16 protein-coding genes are annotated in these 20,758 nt (G+C 57.9%); 10 read left to right on the forward strand and 6 right to left on the reverse strand.

Features of this window, described 5'->3' with window-relative positions; all coding sequences use genetic code 11:
• Positions 1–555 carry a hypothetical protein gene (locus LY622_RS12440; RefSeq protein WP_234291171.1) on the forward strand — a complete coding sequence of 185 codons (555 nt, stop codon included), beginning with the start codon at positions 1–3 and terminating at the stop codon, positions 553–555.
• A gap of 72 nt (positions 556–627) precedes the next feature.
• Positions 628–1,989: a two-component system response regulator GlrR gene (gene glrR, locus LY622_RS12445; RefSeq protein ID WP_234291198.1), complete on the forward strand. Its 1,362-nt coding sequence runs from the start codon at positions 628–630 to the stop codon at positions 1,987–1,989.
• A gap of 41 nt (positions 1,990–2,030) precedes the next feature.
• Here glrR and xseA read toward each other — a convergent pair whose 3' ends face one another.
• The 3 genes from xseA to LY622_RS12460 all read right to left on the reverse strand — a co-directional run bounded on the left by xseA (position 2,031) and on the right by LY622_RS12460 (position 4,482).
• Positions 2,031–3,371 (reverse strand): exodeoxyribonuclease VII large subunit, encoded by a 1,341-nt coding sequence (xseA, locus tag LY622_RS12450; RefSeq protein ID WP_234291172.1) that lies wholly within the window; start codon positions 3,369–3,371, stop codon positions 2,031–2,033.
• 204 nt (positions 3,372–3,575) lie between these two features.
• A complete protein-coding gene (locus LY622_RS12455) occupies positions 3,576–4,211 on the reverse strand; it encodes a PRC-barrel domain-containing protein (protein ID WP_234291173.1) in 636 nt (211 codons plus the stop codon).
• A 73-nt stretch (positions 4,212–4,284) separates the two neighbouring features.
• Entirely contained in the window at positions 4,285–4,482 is a 198-nt protein-coding gene (locus LY622_RS12460) for a CsbD family protein (protein WP_234278985.1), read from the reverse strand.
• Positions 4,483–4,719: 237 nt separating this feature from the next.
• Between LY622_RS12460 and guaB the strand changes: the two genes are divergently transcribed.
• The 8 genes from guaB (at position 4,720) to LY622_RS12500 (ending at position 17,352) form a co-directional block, all read left to right on the forward strand.
• Positions 4,720–6,189, forward strand: a complete 1,470-nt coding sequence (gene guaB, locus LY622_RS12465) for an IMP dehydrogenase (protein ID WP_234291174.1) — start codon at positions 4,720–4,722, stop codon at positions 6,187–6,189.
• A 102-nt stretch (positions 6,190–6,291) separates the two neighbouring features.
• Entirely contained in the window at positions 6,292–7,866 is a 1,575-nt protein-coding gene (gene guaA / locus LY622_RS12470) for a glutamine-hydrolyzing GMP synthase (protein ID WP_234291175.1), read from the forward strand.
• 694 nt (positions 7,867–8,560) lie between these two features.
• Entirely contained in the window at positions 8,561–10,948 is a 2,388-nt protein-coding gene (gene hsdR, locus LY622_RS12475; protein WP_234291176.1) for an EcoAI/FtnUII family type I restriction enzme subunit R, read from the forward strand.
• A 3-nt stretch (positions 10,949–10,951) separates the two neighbouring features.
• Positions 10,952–13,075, forward strand: coding sequence for a GmrSD restriction endonuclease domain-containing protein (locus tag LY622_RS12480; protein ID WP_234291177.1), 2,124 nt, complete (start codon positions 10,952–10,954; stop codon positions 13,073–13,075).
• Position 13,076: 1 nt separating this feature from the next.
• Positions 13,077–14,513 carry a class I SAM-dependent DNA methyltransferase gene (locus tag LY622_RS12485; protein WP_234291178.1) on the forward strand — a complete coding sequence of 479 codons (1,437 nt, stop codon included), beginning with the start codon at positions 13,077–13,079 and terminating at the stop codon, positions 14,511–14,513.
• A complete protein-coding gene (locus LY622_RS12490; RefSeq protein ID WP_234291179.1) occupies positions 14,513–15,904 on the forward strand; it encodes a restriction endonuclease subunit S in 1,392 nt (463 codons plus the stop codon). Before LY622_RS12485 ends, LY622_RS12490 begins: the two co-directional genes overlap by 1 nt.
• A complete protein-coding gene (locus LY622_RS12495) occupies positions 15,897–16,466 on the forward strand; it encodes a KwaA family protein (protein ID WP_234291180.1) in 570 nt (189 codons plus the stop codon). Before LY622_RS12490 ends, LY622_RS12495 begins: the two co-directional genes overlap by 8 nt.
• Positions 16,456–17,352, forward strand: coding sequence for a Kiwa anti-phage protein KwaB-like domain-containing protein (locus tag LY622_RS12500; RefSeq protein ID WP_234291181.1), 897 nt, complete (start codon positions 16,456–16,458; stop codon positions 17,350–17,352). Before LY622_RS12495 ends, LY622_RS12500 begins: the two co-directional genes overlap by 11 nt.
• 482 nt (positions 17,353–17,834) lie before the next feature.
• Here LY622_RS12500 and LY622_RS12505 read toward each other — a convergent pair whose 3' ends face one another.
• The 3 genes from LY622_RS12505 to LY622_RS12515 all read right to left on the reverse strand — a co-directional run bounded on the left by LY622_RS12505 (position 17,835) and on the right by LY622_RS12515 (position 20,089).
• A complete protein-coding gene (locus LY622_RS12505) occupies positions 17,835–18,389 on the reverse strand; it encodes an HD domain-containing protein (RefSeq protein ID WP_234291182.1) in 555 nt (184 codons plus the stop codon).
• A gap of 90 nt (positions 18,390–18,479) precedes the next feature.
• The gene (locus tag LY622_RS12510) at positions 18,480–19,064 is read right to left on the reverse strand and encodes a tetratricopeptide repeat protein (RefSeq protein ID WP_234291183.1); all 585 of its coding nucleotides are present in this window, start codon (positions 19,062–19,064) and stop codon (positions 18,480–18,482) included.
• Between the two features lie 191 nt (positions 19,065–19,255).
• Complete coding sequence (locus tag LY622_RS12515) at positions 19,256–20,089, reverse strand: universal stress protein (RefSeq protein ID WP_234291184.1); 834 nt, start codon at positions 20,087–20,089, stop codon at positions 19,256–19,258.
• Between the last annotated feature and the right edge of the window lie 669 nt (positions 20,090–20,758).

Consider the following 20,758-nt stretch of genomic DNA (forward strand, 5'->3'; position numbering starts at 1 on the left):
ATGAAGACCAGATTTCTATTTACTTGTGCCGCTGCCCTATGGCTTGCGGGTTGCGAGTTTCTGCCCGAGCAGGGGCGCACCGAAGCCAACGAGGAAGAGATGGTGGCGGTGGCCACGGACTGCCCTGGTGCCGTGCCGACCTTCGAGGAGGATGCCTGCCTGCTGCCCGAATGGATCGCCCTGGGGCTGGCGTCCCAGCGCGGAGACGGCGACTGGCGCAGCGCCAAGCTGACCGAAGTGGAGCAGGCCCTGATAGACAGTGAGGACGCGCGCCACCTGGCCCGTGCCATCACGCTTTCCTGGGGCAGTGAGCGCCAGTGGTCCCAGGCCGCCGAACTTTTCGAAACCCACCTGAGGGCGGCGCCGGAGACGTTGCAGCCGCTGCTGCGCTATTGGCGCAACGAACTGGAGGGGCGGCGCGCCATGGCGGGCCAGCTGTCTCGCTCCCAGAGCGCGCTCGCCGCCCAGCGCGAAGAGAACGAACAACTTGCCGAGAAGCTCGAGGCCCTGACGGCCATCGAGCAGAATATCAACCTGAGGCAGCAGTCGCCCTGAGCGACCTGGAGATAGGACGTGATGGATGTGGCCCAAAACCGAAGCATTGAGACTCGCAAGGCCGCGGCGCGCATGGCTGGCAGCAAGGTGACCGGCGCCCACATTCTGCTGGTCGATGACGACATCAGCCTGCTGCGTTTGCTGGGGATGCGCCTGGAGAGCCGCGGCTTTCGCGTGACCACGGCAGAGAGCGGCCAGGAAGCGCTGCGCTGCCTGGATGCCGAGCGCCCCGAGCTGGTGCTTTCCGACCTGCGCATGGACGAGATGGATGGCATGGCCCTGTTCCAGGCCATTCAACGCCAGGTGCCGGGACTGCCCGTCATCATCCTGACCGCTCACGGATCGATTCCCGATGCCGTCAATGCCACTCAGCAGGGGGTGTTCAGCTTTCTCACCAAGCCGGTGGATCGCGACGAGCTGTTCAGCGCCATCGACGAGGCCCTGGCTCAGGGCGCTCCCGGGGGGAGCGGAGAGGGCGACGACGCCTGGCGCGCCAGTATCATCACCCGTAGCCCGGAAATGGAGCGGGTGCTGGAGCAGGCGCGCATGGTGGCCGCGTCCGATGTCAGCGTGCTGGTCACCGGCCCCTCCGGCTCGGGCAAGGAGCTGTTGGCGCGGGCCATTCACGACGCCAGTCCCCGTGCCAGCAAACCCTTCGTGGCGATCAACTGCGGGGCGCTGCCGGAACAGCTGCTGGAAAGCGAACTCTTCGGCCATGCCAAGGGGGCCTTCACCGGTGCGGTCAGCGACCACAAGGGCCTGTTCCAGGCCGCCGAAGGCGGTACGCTGTTCCTCGACGAGATCGGTGACATGCCGCTGCCGCTGCAGGTCAAGCTGCTGCGTGCCCTGCAGGAACGCCAGATCCGGCCGCTGGGCTCCACCACCTCGCACCCGGTGAACGTGCGCATCCTCTCGGCCACCCATCGCGACCTCAGCCAGGCCATGCATCAGGGTGAGTTCCGCGAAGACTTCTTCTACCGCCTCAACGTGGTGAACCTGCGCCTGCCGCCGCTCAAGGAGCGTGCCGAGGACGTTCCGCTGTTGGCGCGCCACCTGGTGGCGCAGGCAGCGGCCCGGCACAAGCCGTTCGTCAAGGGGTTCTCGCCGGAGGCGCTCAATCTGCTGGCGACCTGCGCCTGGCCGGGCAACGTACGCCAGCTGGTCAACGTGGTGGAGCAGTGCGTGGCGCTGACCCGCTCGCCGATGATCCCCGAGGCCCTGGTGTCCCAGGCGCTGGCGGCGGAGGAGAGCGCGCTGCCCACCTTCAACGATGCCCGGGCCACCTTCGAGCGCAGCTACCTGGTCAAGGTGCTCAAGATCACCGAGGGCAACGTGACCCAGGCGGCACGCATCGCCGGTCGCAACCGCACCGACTTCTACAAGCTGCTCTCCCGCCACGAGCTGGAGCCGAGTACCTTCAAGCCCGTCTCCTAGGAGTGGGCTCCTGGTTGGATCGGACTACTGGCTGAAAAGGGCTATTCCAGGCGCTTTTTGACTTCCAGGCGCAACCTGCCCTCACCCAGGCGAGCGGTCAGCGCCTGGCCGGGCTGGGTGTCCATCGCCCGGTGGATCACCTGCCCCCGATCGTCTTCCAGTATGGCGTATCCCCTTCCCAGCACCGCCAGCGGGCTGACCGCCTGCAGCTGCCGCACCAGGCCGCTGAGGCGCTCGCGTTGGCGTGCCTGGGCATGCTGCATGGCCTGTTCGAGCCGGGCCCGGGCGGCGGCGAGTCGTATGCCGGCCTGCTCCACGTCCCGCCGCGGTGGGCGCGCCGCCAGCCGGCGCTGCAGATGGGCAAGGCGGCGCCGCTCGTCGGCCAGGCGACGCTGCATGGCCCTGGCCAGCCGGGCATCGATCTCCCCCAGGGTTAGGCGCTGGCGATTCAGCACCTCACCGGGGTGGCGTAGCCGCGCCCGCAGGTGGTCCAGCCGCTGGGCCTCGCGGTTCAGGCGGGCCTGGGTAACGCGCTGCAGCTGGCGCTCCAGGCTCACCAGGCGGCGCAGCAGGTCGTGGCGGTCCGGAACCAGCTGCTCCGCGGCGGCGGAAGGGGTCGGTGCCCGCACATCGGCGGCCAGGTCGGAGAGGGTGGTGTCCACCTCGTGGCCCACCGCCGACATCACCGGCAGCCGGGAATGGAAGATCGCCCGCGCCAGGTGCTCGTCGTTGAAGGCCCAGAGGTCCTCCAGGCTGCCACCGCCGCGGGTGATCAGGATCACGTCGCGGGCCGGGTCCAGCGCCTGCTGCCGGTTGAGCAGGCCGAGCGCGGCGACCAGGGCCGGGGCGGCCTCGCGGCCCTGGACCGGCACCGCGATCAGGGTGACCCGGGCCAGCGGCCAGCGCGCCGCCAGCACCGCCATGACATCGCGAATGGCCGCGCCGGTAGGGGAGGTGAGTACCAGCAGGTGACGAGGCGGATAGGGTAGCGGACGCGCATTGGCGAAGACCCCTTCGGCGGCCAGGCGCTGCTTGAGTCGCTCCAGTGCCGCCAGCAGGTCGCCTTCGCCCACCGCCTGCACCGCATCGGCGATCAGTTGATAGTCACCGCGGGGTTCGAACAGCGAGACCCGGCCGCGCACCTTCACCCGGTCGCCGTCGCGCATGGGGGTGGCCACGAAGCGGGCCCGGTTGCGGAACAGGGCGCCGCGCAGTTGGGCGGTGGCGTCCTTCAGGGTGAAGTAGACATGCCCCGAGGCGGGGCGGGAAACCCCCGACAGCTCGCCCTCCACCCAGACTTCGCCGATGCCCTGCTCCAGCAGTGACCGGGCGCGACGGTTCACGTCACTGACGGAGAGCGCGGGGGTATCGGGTGGCGGCATGGCGGCATATTCCTGACGAAGCCTGGGCTCTGGTAAACCCTGGCTGTGGTGAAACCTTGGCGCCACTCTAGCATGGCGACATGTCCGACAAGAAAAGCAGCCCCACAAGAAAAGGCGCCGAGCCCTGGGGCCCGGCGCCGTTCACCTCATGCGTTCATATCATGCATTGATATCATGAGAGGGGTAGAAGCCTACCCAAGACGATCAATCGAAATCGTCCTCGATATCCTCATCGGTATACTCGGCATCGTCATCGTCGCGCTTACGGTCACCGTCTTGCCTGTGCTCACCGTCCTGCCTGTGCTCACCGTCTTGCCTACGATCATCGTCGCGCATTCCTTCGCCATCGCCCACGGCACCGGTGCCGGCCGTGCCGGTGGTCCGCCAGGCGCTTTCGCGGTCGCCATGCGCTTGAGCGCGGCGGTCACGTTCGGTGTTGAACCAATCCTCGTTATACTCCGGGAAAGTCTCCAGCTGATCCTCGGTGGCGTTGACCAGGATGCGGTGGGTGACGTCATCCTGACCGAAAATACCGTCATCGTCGCGATGGGTTTCCATGCTGAAGTGCTCGATGCCCACGACGACATCGTCACCGCCCATGCCCCAGAGGCCACCGGCGCTGACGATCAGGGCGGCTACCTTGCCCTCTTCATCCAACAGGATGTTCTCGACGGTACCGACCTCCTCGTCGGTGTCATCGGCGTGATAGACATCGGCGCCGATGATGTCATTCGCAGAATAGAGCCCTTGAGGGGCGAAGGCGTCCTGTTCAGCACTGGCACCGAAAGTGAGACCACCGGCGATGGCTGCAACGGCAATTGTCAGAATATGTTTCTGCATTTTCAATCTCCTTAGACCTGTCCTTAGACTTAGGATCTTGGCTTGCTTTGATGGGCCTTAGGGCCGATGGGCCTTAGAGCCCCTTGGCCCAGTCATCGGCCTGGCGTTCGGCTTCCTCGCGCTCCAGGCCATACTTCTGTTGAATCTTGCCGACCAGCTGGTCCTTTTTGCCGCCGATCTGATCCAGCTCGTCGTCGGTGATTTCGCCCCAGCTGGAGCGGGCCTTGCCTTTCACCTCTTTCCACTTCCCTTCAACCTGGTCCCAGTTCATGTCTTCACTCCTATCCTTGAGTGGCTGTGGTAACGCACTTTCAAGCTAGTGCACATCCCGGTGGCTGTAAGTGATATCTAGGTATTCTTATGTTTCCAAGTGTGCGACCTCCGCCAGAGCGTCATCCCTCGCGGGTGCCCGACAGGGCCGGCACGCATTGCCCCACCCCGAGCAGGCCCGTTATAATGGTCGATTGACTTCGCTCCCCTCCCACCAGCGCACTGGGTGTTGCCGATTATGCTACGTATGGCACAAGAAGCTCTTACGTTCGATGACGTCTTGCTCGTACCCGGCTACTCGGAGGTCCTGCCCAAGGATGTCAGCCTCCGGACTCGCCTGACCCGCGATCTCTACCTCAACATTCCGCTCGTCTCCGCCGCCATGGATACCGTGACCGAAGCGCGCCTGGCCATCGCCATGGCCCAGGAAGGCGGCATCGGCATCATCCACAAGAACATGACCATCGCCCAGCAGGCGGCAGAGGTGCGCAAGGTCAAGAAGCACGAGAGCGTCATCGTCAAGGACCCGGTCACCGTGGGGCCCAAGGCCAAGCTGGAAGACCTGCTGGCCATGGCCCAGGAGCACGGCTTCTCCGGCTTCCCGGTGGTGGAGGGCGAGACCCTGGTGGGTATCGTCACCGAGCGCGACATGCGCTTCCAGCCCAACCACGGCGACAGCGTGGCCGACATCATGACCTCCCGCGAGCGCCTGGTGACCGTGCTGGAAGGCACCCCGCTGGAGCAGATCAAGGCCAAGATGCAGGAGCACCGCATCGAGAAGATGCTGGTGGTCAACGACAGCTTCCACCTGCGCGGCCTGGTCACCTTCCAGGACATCGAGAAGGCACGCACCTTCCCCAACGCCGCCAAGGATAGCGACGGCCGCCTGCTGGTCGGCGCCGCCGTGGGCACCGGCCCCGAGACCGTGGACCGTGTCACCGCCCTGGCCGAAGCCGGCGTCGATGCCATCATCGTCGACACCGCCCACGGCCACTCCCGCGGCGTGATCGACCGCGTGGCCTGGGTCAAGGAGCACTTCCCGCAGATCCAGGTCATCGGCGGCAACATCGCCACCGCCGATGCCGCCCGCGCCCTGGCCGAAGCCGGCGCCGACGGCGTCAAGGTCGGCATCGGCCCCGGCTCCATCTGCACCACCCGTATCGTTGCCGGCGTCGGCGTGCCGCAGATCACCGCGGTCTCCAACGTGGCCGAAGCGCTCAAGCCCTACGACATCCCGCTGATCGCCGACGGCGGCGTGCGCTTCTCCGGCGACTTGGCCAAGGCCATTGCCGCCGGTGCCAGCTCGGTGATGGTCGGCGGCCTGCTGGCCGGTACCGAGGAAGCCCCGGGCGAGGTCGAGCTGTTCCAGGGCCGTACCTACAAGGCCTACCGCGGCATGGGCTCCATGGGCGCCATGTCCCAGAGCCAGGGCTCCTCCGACCGCTACTTCCAGGACAAGTCCGAGGGCGCCGAGAAGTTGGTGCCGGAAGGCATCGAAGGCCGCGTGCCCTATAAAGGTGTGATGAGCGCCATCGTCCACCAGCTGATGGGCGGCCTGCGCGCCTCCATGGGCTACACCGGCTGCACCGACATCCTGCAGATGCGCACCAAGCCGGAATTCGTGCAGATCACCGGTGCCGGCTTCGCCGAATCCCATGTGCATGATGTGCAGATCACGAAAGAAGCGCCGAACTACCGGGCCAGCTGAGCCCATAGCAGGACTCAATAGCGGCGGGGCAACGTCAAACGACCCCGCCGCACGCTTTTGTATCCGGCCCGCCGCCATACGCTGCCAGCAAGAGACGCCCAGATGACCGACATTCACGCCCACAAGATCCTGATCCTCGACTTCGGCTCCCAGTACACCCAGTTGATCGCCCGCCGCGTACGCGAAATCGGCGTCTACTCCGAGGTTCGCGCCTTCGACATCACCGAAGAGGAGATCCGCGAGTACAAGCCCAACGGCATCATCCTCTCCGGCGGGCCGGAGTCCACCGTGGCCGAGGGCTCGCCCCGGGCGCCGCAGTGCGTGTTCGAGCTGGGCCTGCCGGTGCTGGGCATCTGCTACGGCATGCAGACCATGGCCGAGCAGCTCGGCGGCGCCGTGGAAGGCTCCAACAAGCATGAATTCGGCTACGCCCAGGTCACCATCGACAGCAGCGACGACATGTTCCGCGACATCAAGGACCATGTGGACCACGACGGCAAGGCGCTGCTCGACGTGTGGATGAGCCACGGCGACAAGGTCGCCCGTGCCCCGGACACCTTCACCGTGACCGCCTCCACCCCGAGCTGCCCCATCGCCGCCATGAGCTGGGCCGAGAAGCACTTCTACGGCGTGCAGTTCCACCCCGAGGTGACCCACACCCTGCAGGGCCAGCGCATCCTCGAGCACTTCGTCGTCGGCATCTGCGGCGCCGAGAAGCTCTGGACCCCGGCCAAGATCATCGAAGACCAGATCGCCCGGGTGCGCGACCAGGTGGGCGACCGCCACGTGCTGCTCGGCCTTTCCGGCGGCGTCGACTCCTCCGTGGTGGCGGCACTCCTGCACCGCGCCATCGGCGACCAGCTGACCTGCGTGTTCGTCGACAACGGCCTGCTGCGCAAGAACGAAGGCGGGCAAGTGATGGAGACCTTCGCCAAGCACATGGGCGTCAAGGTGATCCGCGTCGACGCCGAAGCGCTGTTCCTCGACAAGCTCAAGGGCGTTGCCGACCCGGAAGCCAAGCGCAAGGCGATCGGCAACACCTTCATCGAGGTGTTCGACGACGAGGCCAGCAAGATCGAAGGCGTCGACTTCCTGGCCCAGGGCACCATCTACCCCGACGTGATCGAATCCGCCGCCAGCAAGACCGGCAAGGCCCACGTGATCAAGTCGCACCACAACGTCGGCGGCCTGCCCGAGACCATGAAGCTCAAGCTGGTCGAACCGCTGCGCGAGCTGTTCAAGGACGAAGTGCGCCGGCTCGGCGTCGAGCTCGGCCTGCCCTACGACATGGTCTACCGCCACCCCTTCCCGGGGCCGGGCCTGGGCGTGCGCATCCTCGGCGAAGTGAAGAAGGAGTACGCCGACATCCTGCGAGAAGCCGACGCCATCTTCATCGAGGAACTGCACAACGCTGACTGGTACCACAAGACCAGCCAGGCCTTCGCCGTGTTCCTGCCGGTGAAGTCCGTCGGCGTGGTCGGCGACGGCCGCCGCTACGAATGGGTCATCGCCCTGCGCGCCGTGGAAACCATCGACTTCATGACCGCCCGCTGGGCGCACCTGCCGTATGAGCTGCTGGAGAAAGTCTCCAACCGCATCATCAACGAGATCGCTGGTGTATCCCGCGTGACCTACGACGTCAGCAGCAAGCCGCCCGCGACGATCGAGTGGGAGTGAGGCGCGTCTAGGCAGAACGCCTGACACGGCTAAGCTGACCGGGATCAAGGGTCTACCAAAGGGTAGGCCCTTTCTCTTTGCAATTTGTTACAAGATTTAGTTAACTCAGGTTAAGGTCGCCGAGACGACCGCCGATAGAACAGGCAGTACAACGCAGACAGGGCTGTCGCAGGGAAATGATGTTATCCCCGGGCGGTAGTGTGTTTAAGCACATAACAGCAGCCGGATATTCCGATTTCGTTGCCTTCGAGAAGTATTACGGAAGATGAAGCGCTAGCCCGTCATTAAAGAATCAGACTAGTCTGGTAAGTCCCAATGCAGAGTTCCGATTCCGATCCGAGATAGCCATTAACGGTCGCATTAACGATTGTTGGAGGCAGCTTTAGCTCGCGACTGGCGGGGATCGCCGTGGCTTGATGGGGGCAACTTGCTATCGGCATTTGAGTAGGGTTGAACCAAAGGTAGAAACGACCCCAAAGCGGACATGTGGGAAAGGCAGCATGCACGATGATTGGTGTTATACTGCCGAGCTATACTTAGTTTATAGGGTTTAAAATAGGATAAGATGTGTTTGAGCGCGCAGCATAACACTGTTTGACGTGCGTGCGTGTTCAAGTGGAATATCAAGCATGCCATATAGCACAACTGTTTTGCCCAGCCCAGCTCGAACTAACAAAGGGAACCCGACCATCGGATGACAAATAAAAAAGCACTATCAGAGCGCGACATCTGCAGCAAGTTCATCACGCCTGCGCTGGAGCAAGCCGGTTGGGACATGCAGAAGCAAGTCCGCGAGGAAGTCGGCTTCACCGATGGCCGTATCTATGTGAAGGGTAATCTCACCACCCGCGGCAAGCGCAAGCGGGCCGATTACATCCTTTACTACAAGCCGAATATCCCGGTCGCCATCATCGAGGCCAAGGACAACAAGCACTCGGTCATGGCAGGGATACAGCAGGGGCTGGATTACGCCACCATTCTGGATATCCCCTCGGTGTTCAGTAGCAATGGCGATGGCTTTTTTGAACACGACCGCACAGCCGCCAGCGGCAGTATCGAGCGCGAACTCCCGTTGCACAACTTTCCAACGCCAGCACAGCTTTGGGAGCGTTACAAACGCTACAAAGGCATCACTTCGCCAGAAGCAGAACGTATCAGCGCCCAGGATTATTTCTTTGACGGCACCAGTCGTAGCCCGCGCTATTATCAGCAAATCGCAGTCAACCGAACGGTAGAGGCCATTGCCAACGGTCAGCAGCGTATTCTGCTCACTATGGCCACCGGCACCGGTAAAACCTATACCGCTTTTCAGATCATCCATCGCCTGTGGAAGGCCGGGGCCAAAAAACGCATCCTGTTTCTGGCCGACCGAAACGCCTTGATCGACCAGACCCGGCGCGGCGATTTCCGTCATTTCAAAGACAAAATGACGGTCATCAAGCACAAGAAGATCGACAAATCCTACGAAATCTATCTGGCGCTTTATCAAGGGCTGACCAACTACGATGAAGACAAGGACGCTTACCGCGAATTCAGCCCTGATTTTTTCGATCTGATCGTCATCGACGAGTGCCACCGTGGCAGCGCTTCGGAAGACAGCGCATGGCGCGAAATTCTGGATTACTTCAAAACCGCTACTCATATCGGCCTTACCGCGACGCCCAGGGAAACCGAAACCGTTTCCAGCACTGAATACTTCGGCGACCCCATTTACACCTACTCGCTCAAGCAGGGCATTCAGGACGGCTTTCTTGCCCCCTACAAGGTGCTACGGGTTGGCCTGAATGTTGATTTGGAAGGCTGGCGACCGGAGGCAGGCAAAACTGATAAAAGTGGTCAGTTGGTGGATGACCGTATCTACAACCGCAAGGATTACGACAAGAGCCTGGTTATCGACGAGCGCACCGAAGCCGTGGCCAACAAGATCACCGAATACCTGACCAAAACCAACCGCTTCGACAAAGCCATCGTCTTCTGCATGGATATCGACCATGCCCAGCGTATGCGTACTGCGCTGGCCAATGCCAACGGCGACCTGATGGCACACAACCCCAAGTACGTCATTCAGATCACCGGCGACAACGATGAAGGCAAGCGCGAACTGGACAATTTCATCAACCCGGAAGAACGCTATCCGGTAATCGCTACCACCTCCAAACTGATGACCACCGGTGTGGATGCGCAAACCTGCAAGCTGATCGTGCTCGACAGCAACATAGGCTCGATGACCGAGTTTAAGCAGATCATCGGGCGCGGCACCCGCATCAACGAAGAGTTCGGCAAGACCTTTTTCACCATTCTTGATTTCCGCAACGTCACCGACCTGTTTGCCGACCCAGACTTCGACGGCGACCCGGTACGCGTGAAAGAGCTGGACGAAGATGACGACTTTGACACACCCGAAGAAGAAATCGCCGAGGGCGATACCATCACCGATGAAGCGGGAGAGGAGATCATCTTTGATCCGTTGCCTGAACCGCCGGAAATCATCACCGGTGGGGAGATCATCAGCGAACCGCGTCCCAAGTTTTATGTCAACGGCATCAATGTCGCTATCCTCAACGAGCGCATCCAGTACATGGACGGCAACGGCAAACTGATCACCGGCAGCCTGAAGGACTATACCCGCCAGAAAGTGCGCGAGCAATTCCACTCACTGGATGCCTTCCTCAACAAGTGGCATAGCGCCGACAAAAAGCAAGCCATTATCAATGAGCTGACTGAGCAGGGCATCGTGCTGGAAAACCTGAAGGAAGCCATCGGCAAAGAGATGGATATCTTCGACATGATCTGTCACACCGCTTTTGATCAGCCGCCGCTCACCCGCGCCGAGCGCGCCAAACAGGTCAGAAAGCGCGACGTATTCACACATTATGGCGAGCAGGCCCGCAAAGTGCTGGACGCCCTGCTGGACAAATACGCCGACGAAGGCATCGAGAACATCGAAGACATCAAGGTGCTAAAGGTCAATCCCTTCGACCAGTTCGGCACCCCGACAGAAATCATCAAACTCTTCGGCGGCAAGCAGCAATACCTGCAAGCCCTGACCCAACTGGAACAAGCCTTGTATCAGGCGGCATAAAACATGAATTTTGAACAACCAAAACCCGATTCAAAAAAATATTCTGACCTCATCAATGAGATACAGAAAGGCATCATCAAGATCCCGAAATTCCAGCGGGATTTTGTCTGGACCATCGATAAAACAGCCAAGCTGCTGGACAGCATTTTAAAGGGTTATCCCATCGGCACCTTTATCCTTTGGCAAACAGACGAGCGCATCAACGACATCAAGAACGTTGGCAATCTGAACATTCCCGACACCCCCGACGGTGTCAAAGTTCAGTATGTTCTAGATGGACAGCAACGAATCACCTCATTGTTTGCAGCCTATCAGGGGGCGCATATCCAGAAAGTCGGCGAGAAAAAGATTACGGACTACGGCAGCATCGTGGTAAATCTTGATGTCGATATCAACGATAACGATGAGCAAGTAATCACCGAAGAAGCAACGGGTGAAAAATTTATCTCGTTATCCGATGTATTGAACTTTATGGACAGAATGACCGATATCAAGGAGCGCTTCTCCGATGAGGACTTCAAGAATATCCATGCTTATTCCAGAGCCTTTGACACTTATGATTTTTCGACCGTCATCCTGAGAAAGGAAGATATTGATTCGGCAATCGAAGTGTTCACCCGCATCAACACGGGCGGTCAAACCCTGACCCTGTTTGAAATCATGTCCGCCAAGACCTACGACGAGCCTCAACACTTCGACATGCAGGTGAAGTGGGAAGGTTTCATCAAGGAGCTGAAGGAAATAAAATACGAAGGCATATCCAGCAGTGTGGTGCTGAGTCTGTTGGCGCTGCTGTTAAGCCGCACCAAGGAATGCAAGCGTAAAACCATCCTCGCCCTGGATAAGCAAAGCATTATCGATAGCTGGGATTCCGTAATTTCTGCTCTCAAGGACAGCGTCGATTATTTCCGCACAACCTATCGCATCCCGGTTTCCCAGTTGCTCCCTTATGACTCACTTTTGGTGCCTTTTGCCTATTTCTTTCACGTCAATAAGGGCAAGCCAAGTGGCGACCATCGCAAGTACCTTGAGGAGTTCTTTTGGCGTATCTCCTTATCGTCCCGCTACTCCAGCTCAACGGAATCAAAGCTGGCACAGGACATCAAGCGCATCGACCAGATTCTCGCCGGCCAGCGGCCCGATTACAGTGACATCAAGGTTTATCTTGATTCGCCACAGGCCTTGATAGATACTAACTTCAGCGCCGGCAACAGTTATTGCAAGGCCGTGCTGTGCCTGCTGGCCTATCAGGAACCAAAGGATTTTCAGGATAACGGCAAGGTTATTCTCGATAACTCATGGCTGAAGGTGGCCAGCAGCAAGAATTATCATCACTTCTTCCCCAAGGCCTACCTGAAAAGCCAAACGGTGCTCAATAGCAACAGCCTGGTGAATATTACTTTTGTCAGCGACCACCTGAACAAGCGCAAGATTGGCGCCAAAGCCCCGTCGCAATATATAGCGGATTTTCAGGACGAAAACAGCCAGATCAACAAAGCCTTGCAAACCCATTTTATTGATGTCGAAGGCTTCGGCATCGAAAGCAATGATTACGAGACCTTTTTGCAGGCGCGCGCGAAGCTGATCTACCGGGAGCTTAAATCGCGCATTGAACTTAGCCACGAAGAGCCGGCCAACGAAGAGGTGCAAGAGCTGATCCTGTCGGGAGAGAGCGATACCGTCGAATTCAAGTCAACCTTGCGTTATGACCTGCGAACCAAAGAGGTGAATAAAAAGCTGGAATATGTGATTGCCAAAACCATCTCTGCTTTCATGAACAGCGAGGGCGGCAATCTTTTTATCGGAGTGGACGATAACCAGAACATGCTGGGCCTTGTTGATGATATATCCACCTTGTCGAAACCCAATATCGATGGCTTTGAGCTGCACCTGGTAGAAATCATCAAGAAGTACATCGGCGCGGGGCTGATCTCTCATGTAAAAATCAGCTTCCCCACCGTTGAAGACACGCAGATATGCCGCGTCAAGGTATCCAAAAGCGGCAAGCCGGTATTCATCCAATATGAAGGTAGGGAAGACTTTTTCGTGCGCAGCGGTTGCTCCTCGCAACCGCTAGGTCGGGAAGAGCAAAGCGCCTACGAAAAATCCCACTGGAGCAACAAGTAACATGGGAAACGTATCAGGCATCGTAAAATCCGCCCGCAACATCATGCGGCAAGACACCGGCACCGGCAGCGACGAGCTGCGCATTCTGCAACTGGGCTGGATGCTGTTTCTGAAAATTTTCAGCGACAAGGACAAAGAACTGGAGCTGATGGACGACAACTACAGCTCACCTATCCCCGCAGAGCTGCACTGGGACGAATGGGCCGGCGATGACGAAGGGATGACCGGCGACGAGCTGTTGCAGTTTGTTGATCGCAAGCTGTTCCCCACGCTCTCCGAGATTGATCTGTCCACCGCCAAGCGCCGCGCCGTGCTGGTGCATGAGGTGTTTGCCAACAACTACAACTACATGAAATCCGGCATTCACCTGCGTCAGGTGATCAACAAGCTCAACGAAATCGACTTCAACAACAGCAAAGACCTGCACCTGTTCGGCCAGATTTACGAAACCTTCCTGAGCGAACTGCAAAGCGCCGGCACCCTGGGCGAGTTCTACACCCCCCGCGCCATTACCCAGTTGATGACCGAAATGGTGAATCCCGAACACGGCGAAACGGTGCTCGACCCGGCTTGCGGCACCGGCGGCTTTTTAACGGCGGTGATCGAGCACCTCAAGGCCAGCGCCAGCACTGTAGCCGAGCGTGAAGCCATTGCCCACAATGTGCGCGGCTGGGAATACAAACCATTGCCCTATATGCTGGCCAACACCAACCTGATCCTGCACGACATCATCACCCCCAATATCCAGTTTGGCGACTCCCTGCAACGCCCCCTGAGCGAATACACCCGCAAAGACCGGGTAGACGTGATCATCGCCAACCCGCCTTTTGGTGGCGTAGTCTCCAATAACAATGAAAATAATTTTCCGCAAACCTACCGCACCAAGGAATCGGCGGACTTGTTCTTGATCCTGATGATTCACCTGCTCAAGGACGGTGGCCGCGCCGCTATCGTCCTGCCCGATGGCTCACTCACTGGCGACGGCGTCAAACAACGCATCCGCCAGAAACTGCTGGAAGACTGCAACCTGCACACCATCGTGCGCCTGCCCAACTCCGTGTTCCAGCCCTATGCCTCGGTGGCCACCAACCTGCTGTTTTTCACTAAGGGAGAGCCGACAAAAACCATCTGGTACTACGAACACAAACTGCCGGAAAGCTACAAGTCCTACTCTAAAACCAAGCCGATTCAGTTGACCGAGTTCGACTCCCTGAAAAACTGGTGGAGCTCAAATAAAGGGAAGCGCGAAGCCAACAAACAGGCCTGGCAGGTGGATATCGACACCATCAAGGCCAATGGCTACAACCTCGACATCAAAAACCCGCATCGCGCCGAGGAAGAAAAACAGCACAGCAGCACCGAACTGCTCGACCTGCTGCATCAGTCCTTTGCCAAGGGTGATCAGCTGCTGGAGCAATTGCGCAAGGAGTTGGTGTAGTGAGCAATCCGGTACTCATTGGCGATTTTCTTCACCGTATTAAAAGGCCAATAAACCTTGAGCCAACATCACGGTACAAACTTGTCACTGTGAAGCTGTATCACAAGGGAGTAGTGCTACGTGAAGAAAAACTTGGCGCTGATATAAAGTCAAAAATGTATCAGGTTAAAGAGGGTGATTTTATTTTTTCTGGCATTGACGCCAGAAATGGGGCTTTTGGTATTGTGCCGCCGGAACTGGACGGCGCAGTTGTTACCAACGATTTCTGGTGCTTTGAAATTGACGACGATGTGGTCGATAAAAGTTTCTTTTTGGAGCTCACTTCAACGCATTGGTTTGACGAGATCTGCCGAAAAGGCAGTGATGGCACAACGCAACGAATTCGCTTACAAAAAGATAAATTTTTTAACCAGACAATTTACCTCCCCGATTTGACAGAACAGCGAGTATTCAATAAGCAATTTCAGGCGATCAAAGCAAGAAGTACAACATTATCTTCCGAACTCACCCACCAACAAGCCCTTCTGAAAAAACTGCGTCAGCAGATTTTACAAGAAGCCATCGAAGGCAAACTCACCGCCGAATGGCGCGCGCAAAACCCCGATGTGGAACCGGCCAGCGAACTGCTCAAACGCATCGCCACCGAAAAAGCGCAGCTGGTCAAAGACAAAAAAATCAAAGCGCAAAAACCGTTGCCACCGATTACGGACGAGGAAAAACCGTTCGAACTGCCGCAGGGGTGGGAATGGTGTCGGTTGGCTGATGTTACCTACGGATTTCAATACGGAACCAGTAGCAAATCAAAGAAAACAGGTGATGTTCCGGTCCTAAGAATGGGGAATATTCAATCTGGTGATATAGACTGGGATGGATTGGTATATTCAAATGATCCAGTTGAAATTGAGAAATATGAACTGATCGAAGGTGATGTACTGTTTAATCGTACGAACAGTAGAGAGCTGGTTGGAAAAACAGCTCTATATAGAGGTGAGCACCCAGCGATCTATGCCGGTTACTTGGTTCGGTTCCACATGGCAGGCAGCATCTCACCTGATTATGCAAATTTAGTGATGAATTCGCGCCTACATTCAGCATGGTGCGATGAAGTTAAAACTGATGCACTTGGTCAGTCAAACATAAATGCTACAAAACTATCTAACTTCCGGTTTCCCCTAGCAGCGATTGATGAGCAAGAAAAAATAGTCGACAAGGCATATAAACTCCTCGCCATCTGCGATCAACTGGAAACCCAGATCACCCAAAACCAGAACCACGCCGAACAACTGATGCAAGCGGTGTTAAAAGAAGCCTTCAGCCATAACAGCGCAGCTGAACCCGCAGCGAAGAATAACAAAGTCAGCGCTGATACCCCAGAGGCTGCCCGTGCTTAATCGGCTCGCCAAATTGGCGCTGGTGTCTACGGCACTTGCGCCCATTTTTCTGACGCTGTGGTTTGTCGAAATCAGCAGTTCATGGCTGCGCGGTTTGCCGTGGACGGAGAATCTGGCCGCTCATTGGCTAGTGGGCAGCGGCTATCTGCTGGCCGCGCTGGTGTTAAGTGGCCTGTGCTTTGGACTGGTATGGCTGTCTGCCTCGCGCCACGGGCTGGAGCGTCTGCCGGTGAAGATCAAATCGGTCAAAACCGTGGACAAGGAGATCGTCGGCTTTCTGCTGGTCTACCTGCTGCCGCTGATCAACCAGAGCCAGAGCACCATCAGTCTGCCGGTGCTGGTGTTTGTGGCGGTGATCTTCTTCTTTATCGTCTACAACTCCCACGCCTACCACTTCAACCCTTTGCTGGGTTTTTTCGGCTATCACTTCTTTGAAGTGACGATCGAAGGCGACATCACCTATGTGCTGGTCACCCGCCAGAACATTACCGATTGCAAGGCCGTCTCACAGGTGGTGCAATTAACGGAATATATGATATTGGATGCCAACCATGCCAAATAACAATAATCCTTCCAACCTGTTCGCTTTGGTCGATGATGACGATGCTCCCATCCGTCGCATACCACTGACCGCCGCACTCAATACCGAACTGGCACAATTGTTCGCCGAGCAACAGTCGACACTGCTTGGCGACCGGCAGTCGATCGCCTTTACCGGCAGCTACAACGTGGATGAAGGCGAAATCTTCACCATTGCCGATTACCCATTGCCACCCGCCATCAGACAGGCCATCGGCAATCCGCTCACCTGTCCGGTGCTGGACCTCAATGCCGAAACGCACCGCATCAAGGCCTTGTTTAGCGGCACTTGGACAGAAGCCAACAAAACCGTTAACTTTCAGGTTTTCGATGCCGGTAAGTTGCTCAAGCGCGGTTTTACCCTGATCGGCAGTGGCGACACTTACAAAAAACTGGAAGAGCCGGGGATGATGCTGCAAGACAAACTCACCACCCATTTCCATAACGGCACCCTGTATTTTACTTCTTACCACAACACTAAACGCTTTCTGGATCTGGCCGAATACTACCGAGAAGCCACCGACACCGATCTCGAGGGCTTCGCCGCCACCGACCTCTTTGCCTTTGAAGACCAAGCAGGATTCAAGGAGCAGGCCGACTCCATCATCCGCAAGAAAATCGCCCTGTTGCAGAAGAATGAAGTACTGAAAGACATCACCGTCACCGACATCCAAGTCGTCGCCTACACCTTCAATGCCGAACTGCCAGAAGATCACCACATCACCATTATCGTCAACGACGACGGCAAGCTGGTTATCCCGGAAGACAAGAAACAACTGAAGGAGCTGATCCGCTTTCTGGACGAAGACTACGTGACCGCACCCTTGACCAAACGGAAATGTCTCACCAATTCCAAGCAATACCTGTGAGCCACTAATGAAAAGGGCATATAACAAAGTGCTGCTGTCGGACAAATTTTCCGCTGCGCTACAAATTTGCCGCAGAGCACGATGTTAAATCAGTATTTTCTGAGAGCCAGCTTCTGGTCGATTTCTGCCATTGGATCGATTTTTCAACTAGGTGGAAACAAAAGCAGTTATTTTTCACTCTTGTCGCAGCGCTGCTGTTTGTATTAATCGGTAAGATTAGTTAACACCGCGGTCGCGAGCTAAAGCTACCTCCAACAACGTTCTTTTCTTGTGTGGTGGCGCGTCATGGCCGATTTCTGCCATTGAATCGATTTGCAAGCTATAGGAAGTGGAACCAAACGCAGCGATTTTTCCACTTTTATAGCAGGGCGGCTGTTGGTCTCCATCGGCAAGACTGGCAACACCGCGGACGCGAGCTAAAGCTACCTCCAACAACGTTCTTTTCTTATGCTGTGGCGCATCATAGCCGCTAGCTGATCTAGCTAGCGCGTCGAGGTGCGAGCGTTCGATGCTGCTCCGCGAACCTTTGCCTCACCTTCAAGCAATACGCTCCATGCCTTGCGCCTCAGCTCCTGGTCACCCGCTGCCATCACTTCGAGGAGTCGGCGCTTCTCGGCCAGATAAACCCGGGCGAAGCCAGGGTCTCGCGCGACGATGCTGACGGTGTTGTCGATCAGGTCGGCGTACTTGATGGTCTGAGCCTCTGGGGAAATCTCGGCCAGCCTGTCACGCTCCAGCGCCTTGCGGTGGGTACGGTTACCGATTTCGGGATCGGTGAATTGATCCGTCAGCTCCTGGACCAGGACGGTGACTCGCTGACCGAAGCACTCCTCGATGTCCATCGGCGTAACGTCGGTATCCTCAAGCACGTCATGCAGCAAGGCTGCAGCGATCAGCTCCGGGGTCGCCGTCTCGACGGCTGACACCATCTCCGAGACGGCCACCGGATGGTGCCAGTAGGGCTCGCCGGTGTATTTGCGTTGCTGCCCCACGGCTTGGTGGGCGGCCCTGCTGAACAGTGCAGCCCGTTCGATCATGTCGTCCACTTGGGTAACGCCCTGTACTCAACATTCCCCATAAGGATGCCAGATATCTATCGGCCTTGGGCTTCTCACGTAGGGCAACATTCAAGGCAATAGCATCTGGATCAGCTCCCCTCGTTCCATCTCCAGCATCTCTTCCACCATCAGGTTCTTCATCGGGTCGTCGCTTGCCTGCCACTCCTCTAGCAGGTCGGCGGCCTCGGATGTTTCGGCCAGGCGAGCCGCCAGGATGTGATTGGCGTTGGGATGGTCGTCTGGCTCGCCGGCCATGACATAGGCGGCCTCCACCTCCGCATAGCACGCCAAGGCATCGTCCGTGGCTCCTTCCAGGCGCTCTTGCAGCATGCAGCGCAGCAGCATTCCCTCCTTGTGTAATTCCCCTTCGTGCAGTTCATCCAGGTCACGTTTGGCTTCCTCGTAACGGCCGAGGCTGGCGAGAAGCTGTGCGCGGCTGTTGAGCAATTCGGCGTTGTCGGGGTGTCGTTCCAGCCCTTCATCGTAGATCGCAAGAACGTTTTCGAGCTGCTGCGTATCGCCCATGGCTTCCATGAGGGCGGTGCCGGCGCGTTCCAGGTAGTGTGCCGGTGGCTCGCCGATGGCTGGTGAGCAGGCAGTTAGTAGTAGGGAGGTGAGCAGAGTGACTATCGAGATGAGAAGGGTTTTGTTCACTGTGGTTCTACCTCGATCTCGAAGGTGACTTCTGTCGTGCCGGAAGCCAGGTGGCCCGAGCCGCTGGAAAAGAAGTAGCCGCCAGGATGCCACGCTGATAGGGGGCGCCGGTGCCAAGGTCTCGTGATCGCTGAAATTTGAGGGTGATCTGGATAAGATACGCGCGCCACCCTGCGCTTTTAGTCACGCGTTCAACGATGCAACAATACCGGCTGCGCCGCCGAACGCAAGATCGTCTCAGTGGTCGAGCCTAGCAGCCACTCTCGAATGCGCCCCTCGCCGAAGGCGCCGATGGTGATCAAGTCACCCGGCTGCGCCATGCTCAGGATCACGTCGGCCGGATCGCCCTTGCGGATATCGGTGTCGACCTTGACCTTGTGGCTGGCCGCATAGAGCTCGACGGTCTCCAGATGACGACGGGCAACGTGTTCCTCGTGATGCACGCTGACAGCCCTCACCGGCAGCACAAGCCTCTGAGCGAGTTCGATGGCATAGTTCATAGCCTCTCGGGCCGGCTTGGAGCCATCGAAGCCGAGCAGGACCTGTGTGATCTCCTGGAAATCGGCGCCGGCGAGCAGTACCGGCTGATCGGCCGTACGCAACACCCGCTCCACCACTTCGCCCAGTCCCTTGGTATCGCCTAGGCCCGCGGACTCGCCCCGCCGCCCCATGACGATCAGATCGCTGTCGCTCGCGGCATCGAGAATCCGCACCGCGGGCACGCCACTGAGCCTGTCGACACGACACTCGATGCCCGCTGCCTCGATCTCGGCCTTGACCGCTTCCAGCAGAAGCTCACCCTGCTCTTCAAGCTGCTGCAGGGTCTGCTCCCGGAGCCGCAAGGCGGCTTCGACGACGCCGGGGCGCGACTCATCGCTAAAGTAAGAGAATTCCGTGAGCCGAGAGTCGATAACAAACACCGCATGCACCGTCCCCTCCAGTCGGCGCGCCATGTCGATCGCGTACCGGCGAGCCACCTCGGCGGACGGAGAAGAATCGATAGCCAGCAGTATGGACTGCATCATGGCGTCAATCTCCCAATTGTTGCCCGGTCTTGTGTCCCTTCTCATAGTCTAGCAGGTGCGACTACTGTCACCCGTCCACTTGCTCCTTCACCTTGTCGACGATGTGCCGGCCAAGGGGAATGGCCGAGGTGGCGGCGGGCGACGGAGCATTCACCTATCATCGTGCTTTGCGCATCGCAGAGGAATTCCAGAGCGTTGTATGAAAATTCTCTGGATATCTGCTTCTGGCCGATTTCTGCCATTGGACTGATTTTACAACTAGGTGGTGGAAACAAAGGCAGTTTTTTTCACTCTTGTAGCAGCGCTGCTGTTGGTATTAATCGGCAAGGTTTGGTGACACCGCGGTCGCGAGCTAAAGCTACCTCCAACAACGTTCTTTTCTTGTTTGATGGCGCATCATGGCCGATTTCTGCCATTGGACTGATTTTACAACTAGGTGGTGGAAACAAAGGCAGTTATTTTTTACTCTGTCGCAGCGCTGCTGTTGGTATTAATCGGCAAGGTTTGGTGACACCGCGGTCGCGAGCTAAAGCTACCTCCAACAATGTTTCTTTCTTATGCGGTGGCGAGTCATGTGGACTTCCCCCGACAAAGTGGACACGCCACCATCAGTTAATCTCCTCGAACTCTATCGGAGTCCGGTAACCAAGGCCACTGTGCAGCCGATGG

The organism is Halomonas alkalisoli (genome assembly GCF_021412585.1).
Classification (GTDB): domain Bacteria; phylum Pseudomonadota; class Gammaproteobacteria; order Pseudomonadales; family Halomonadaceae; genus Halomonas; species Halomonas alkalisoli.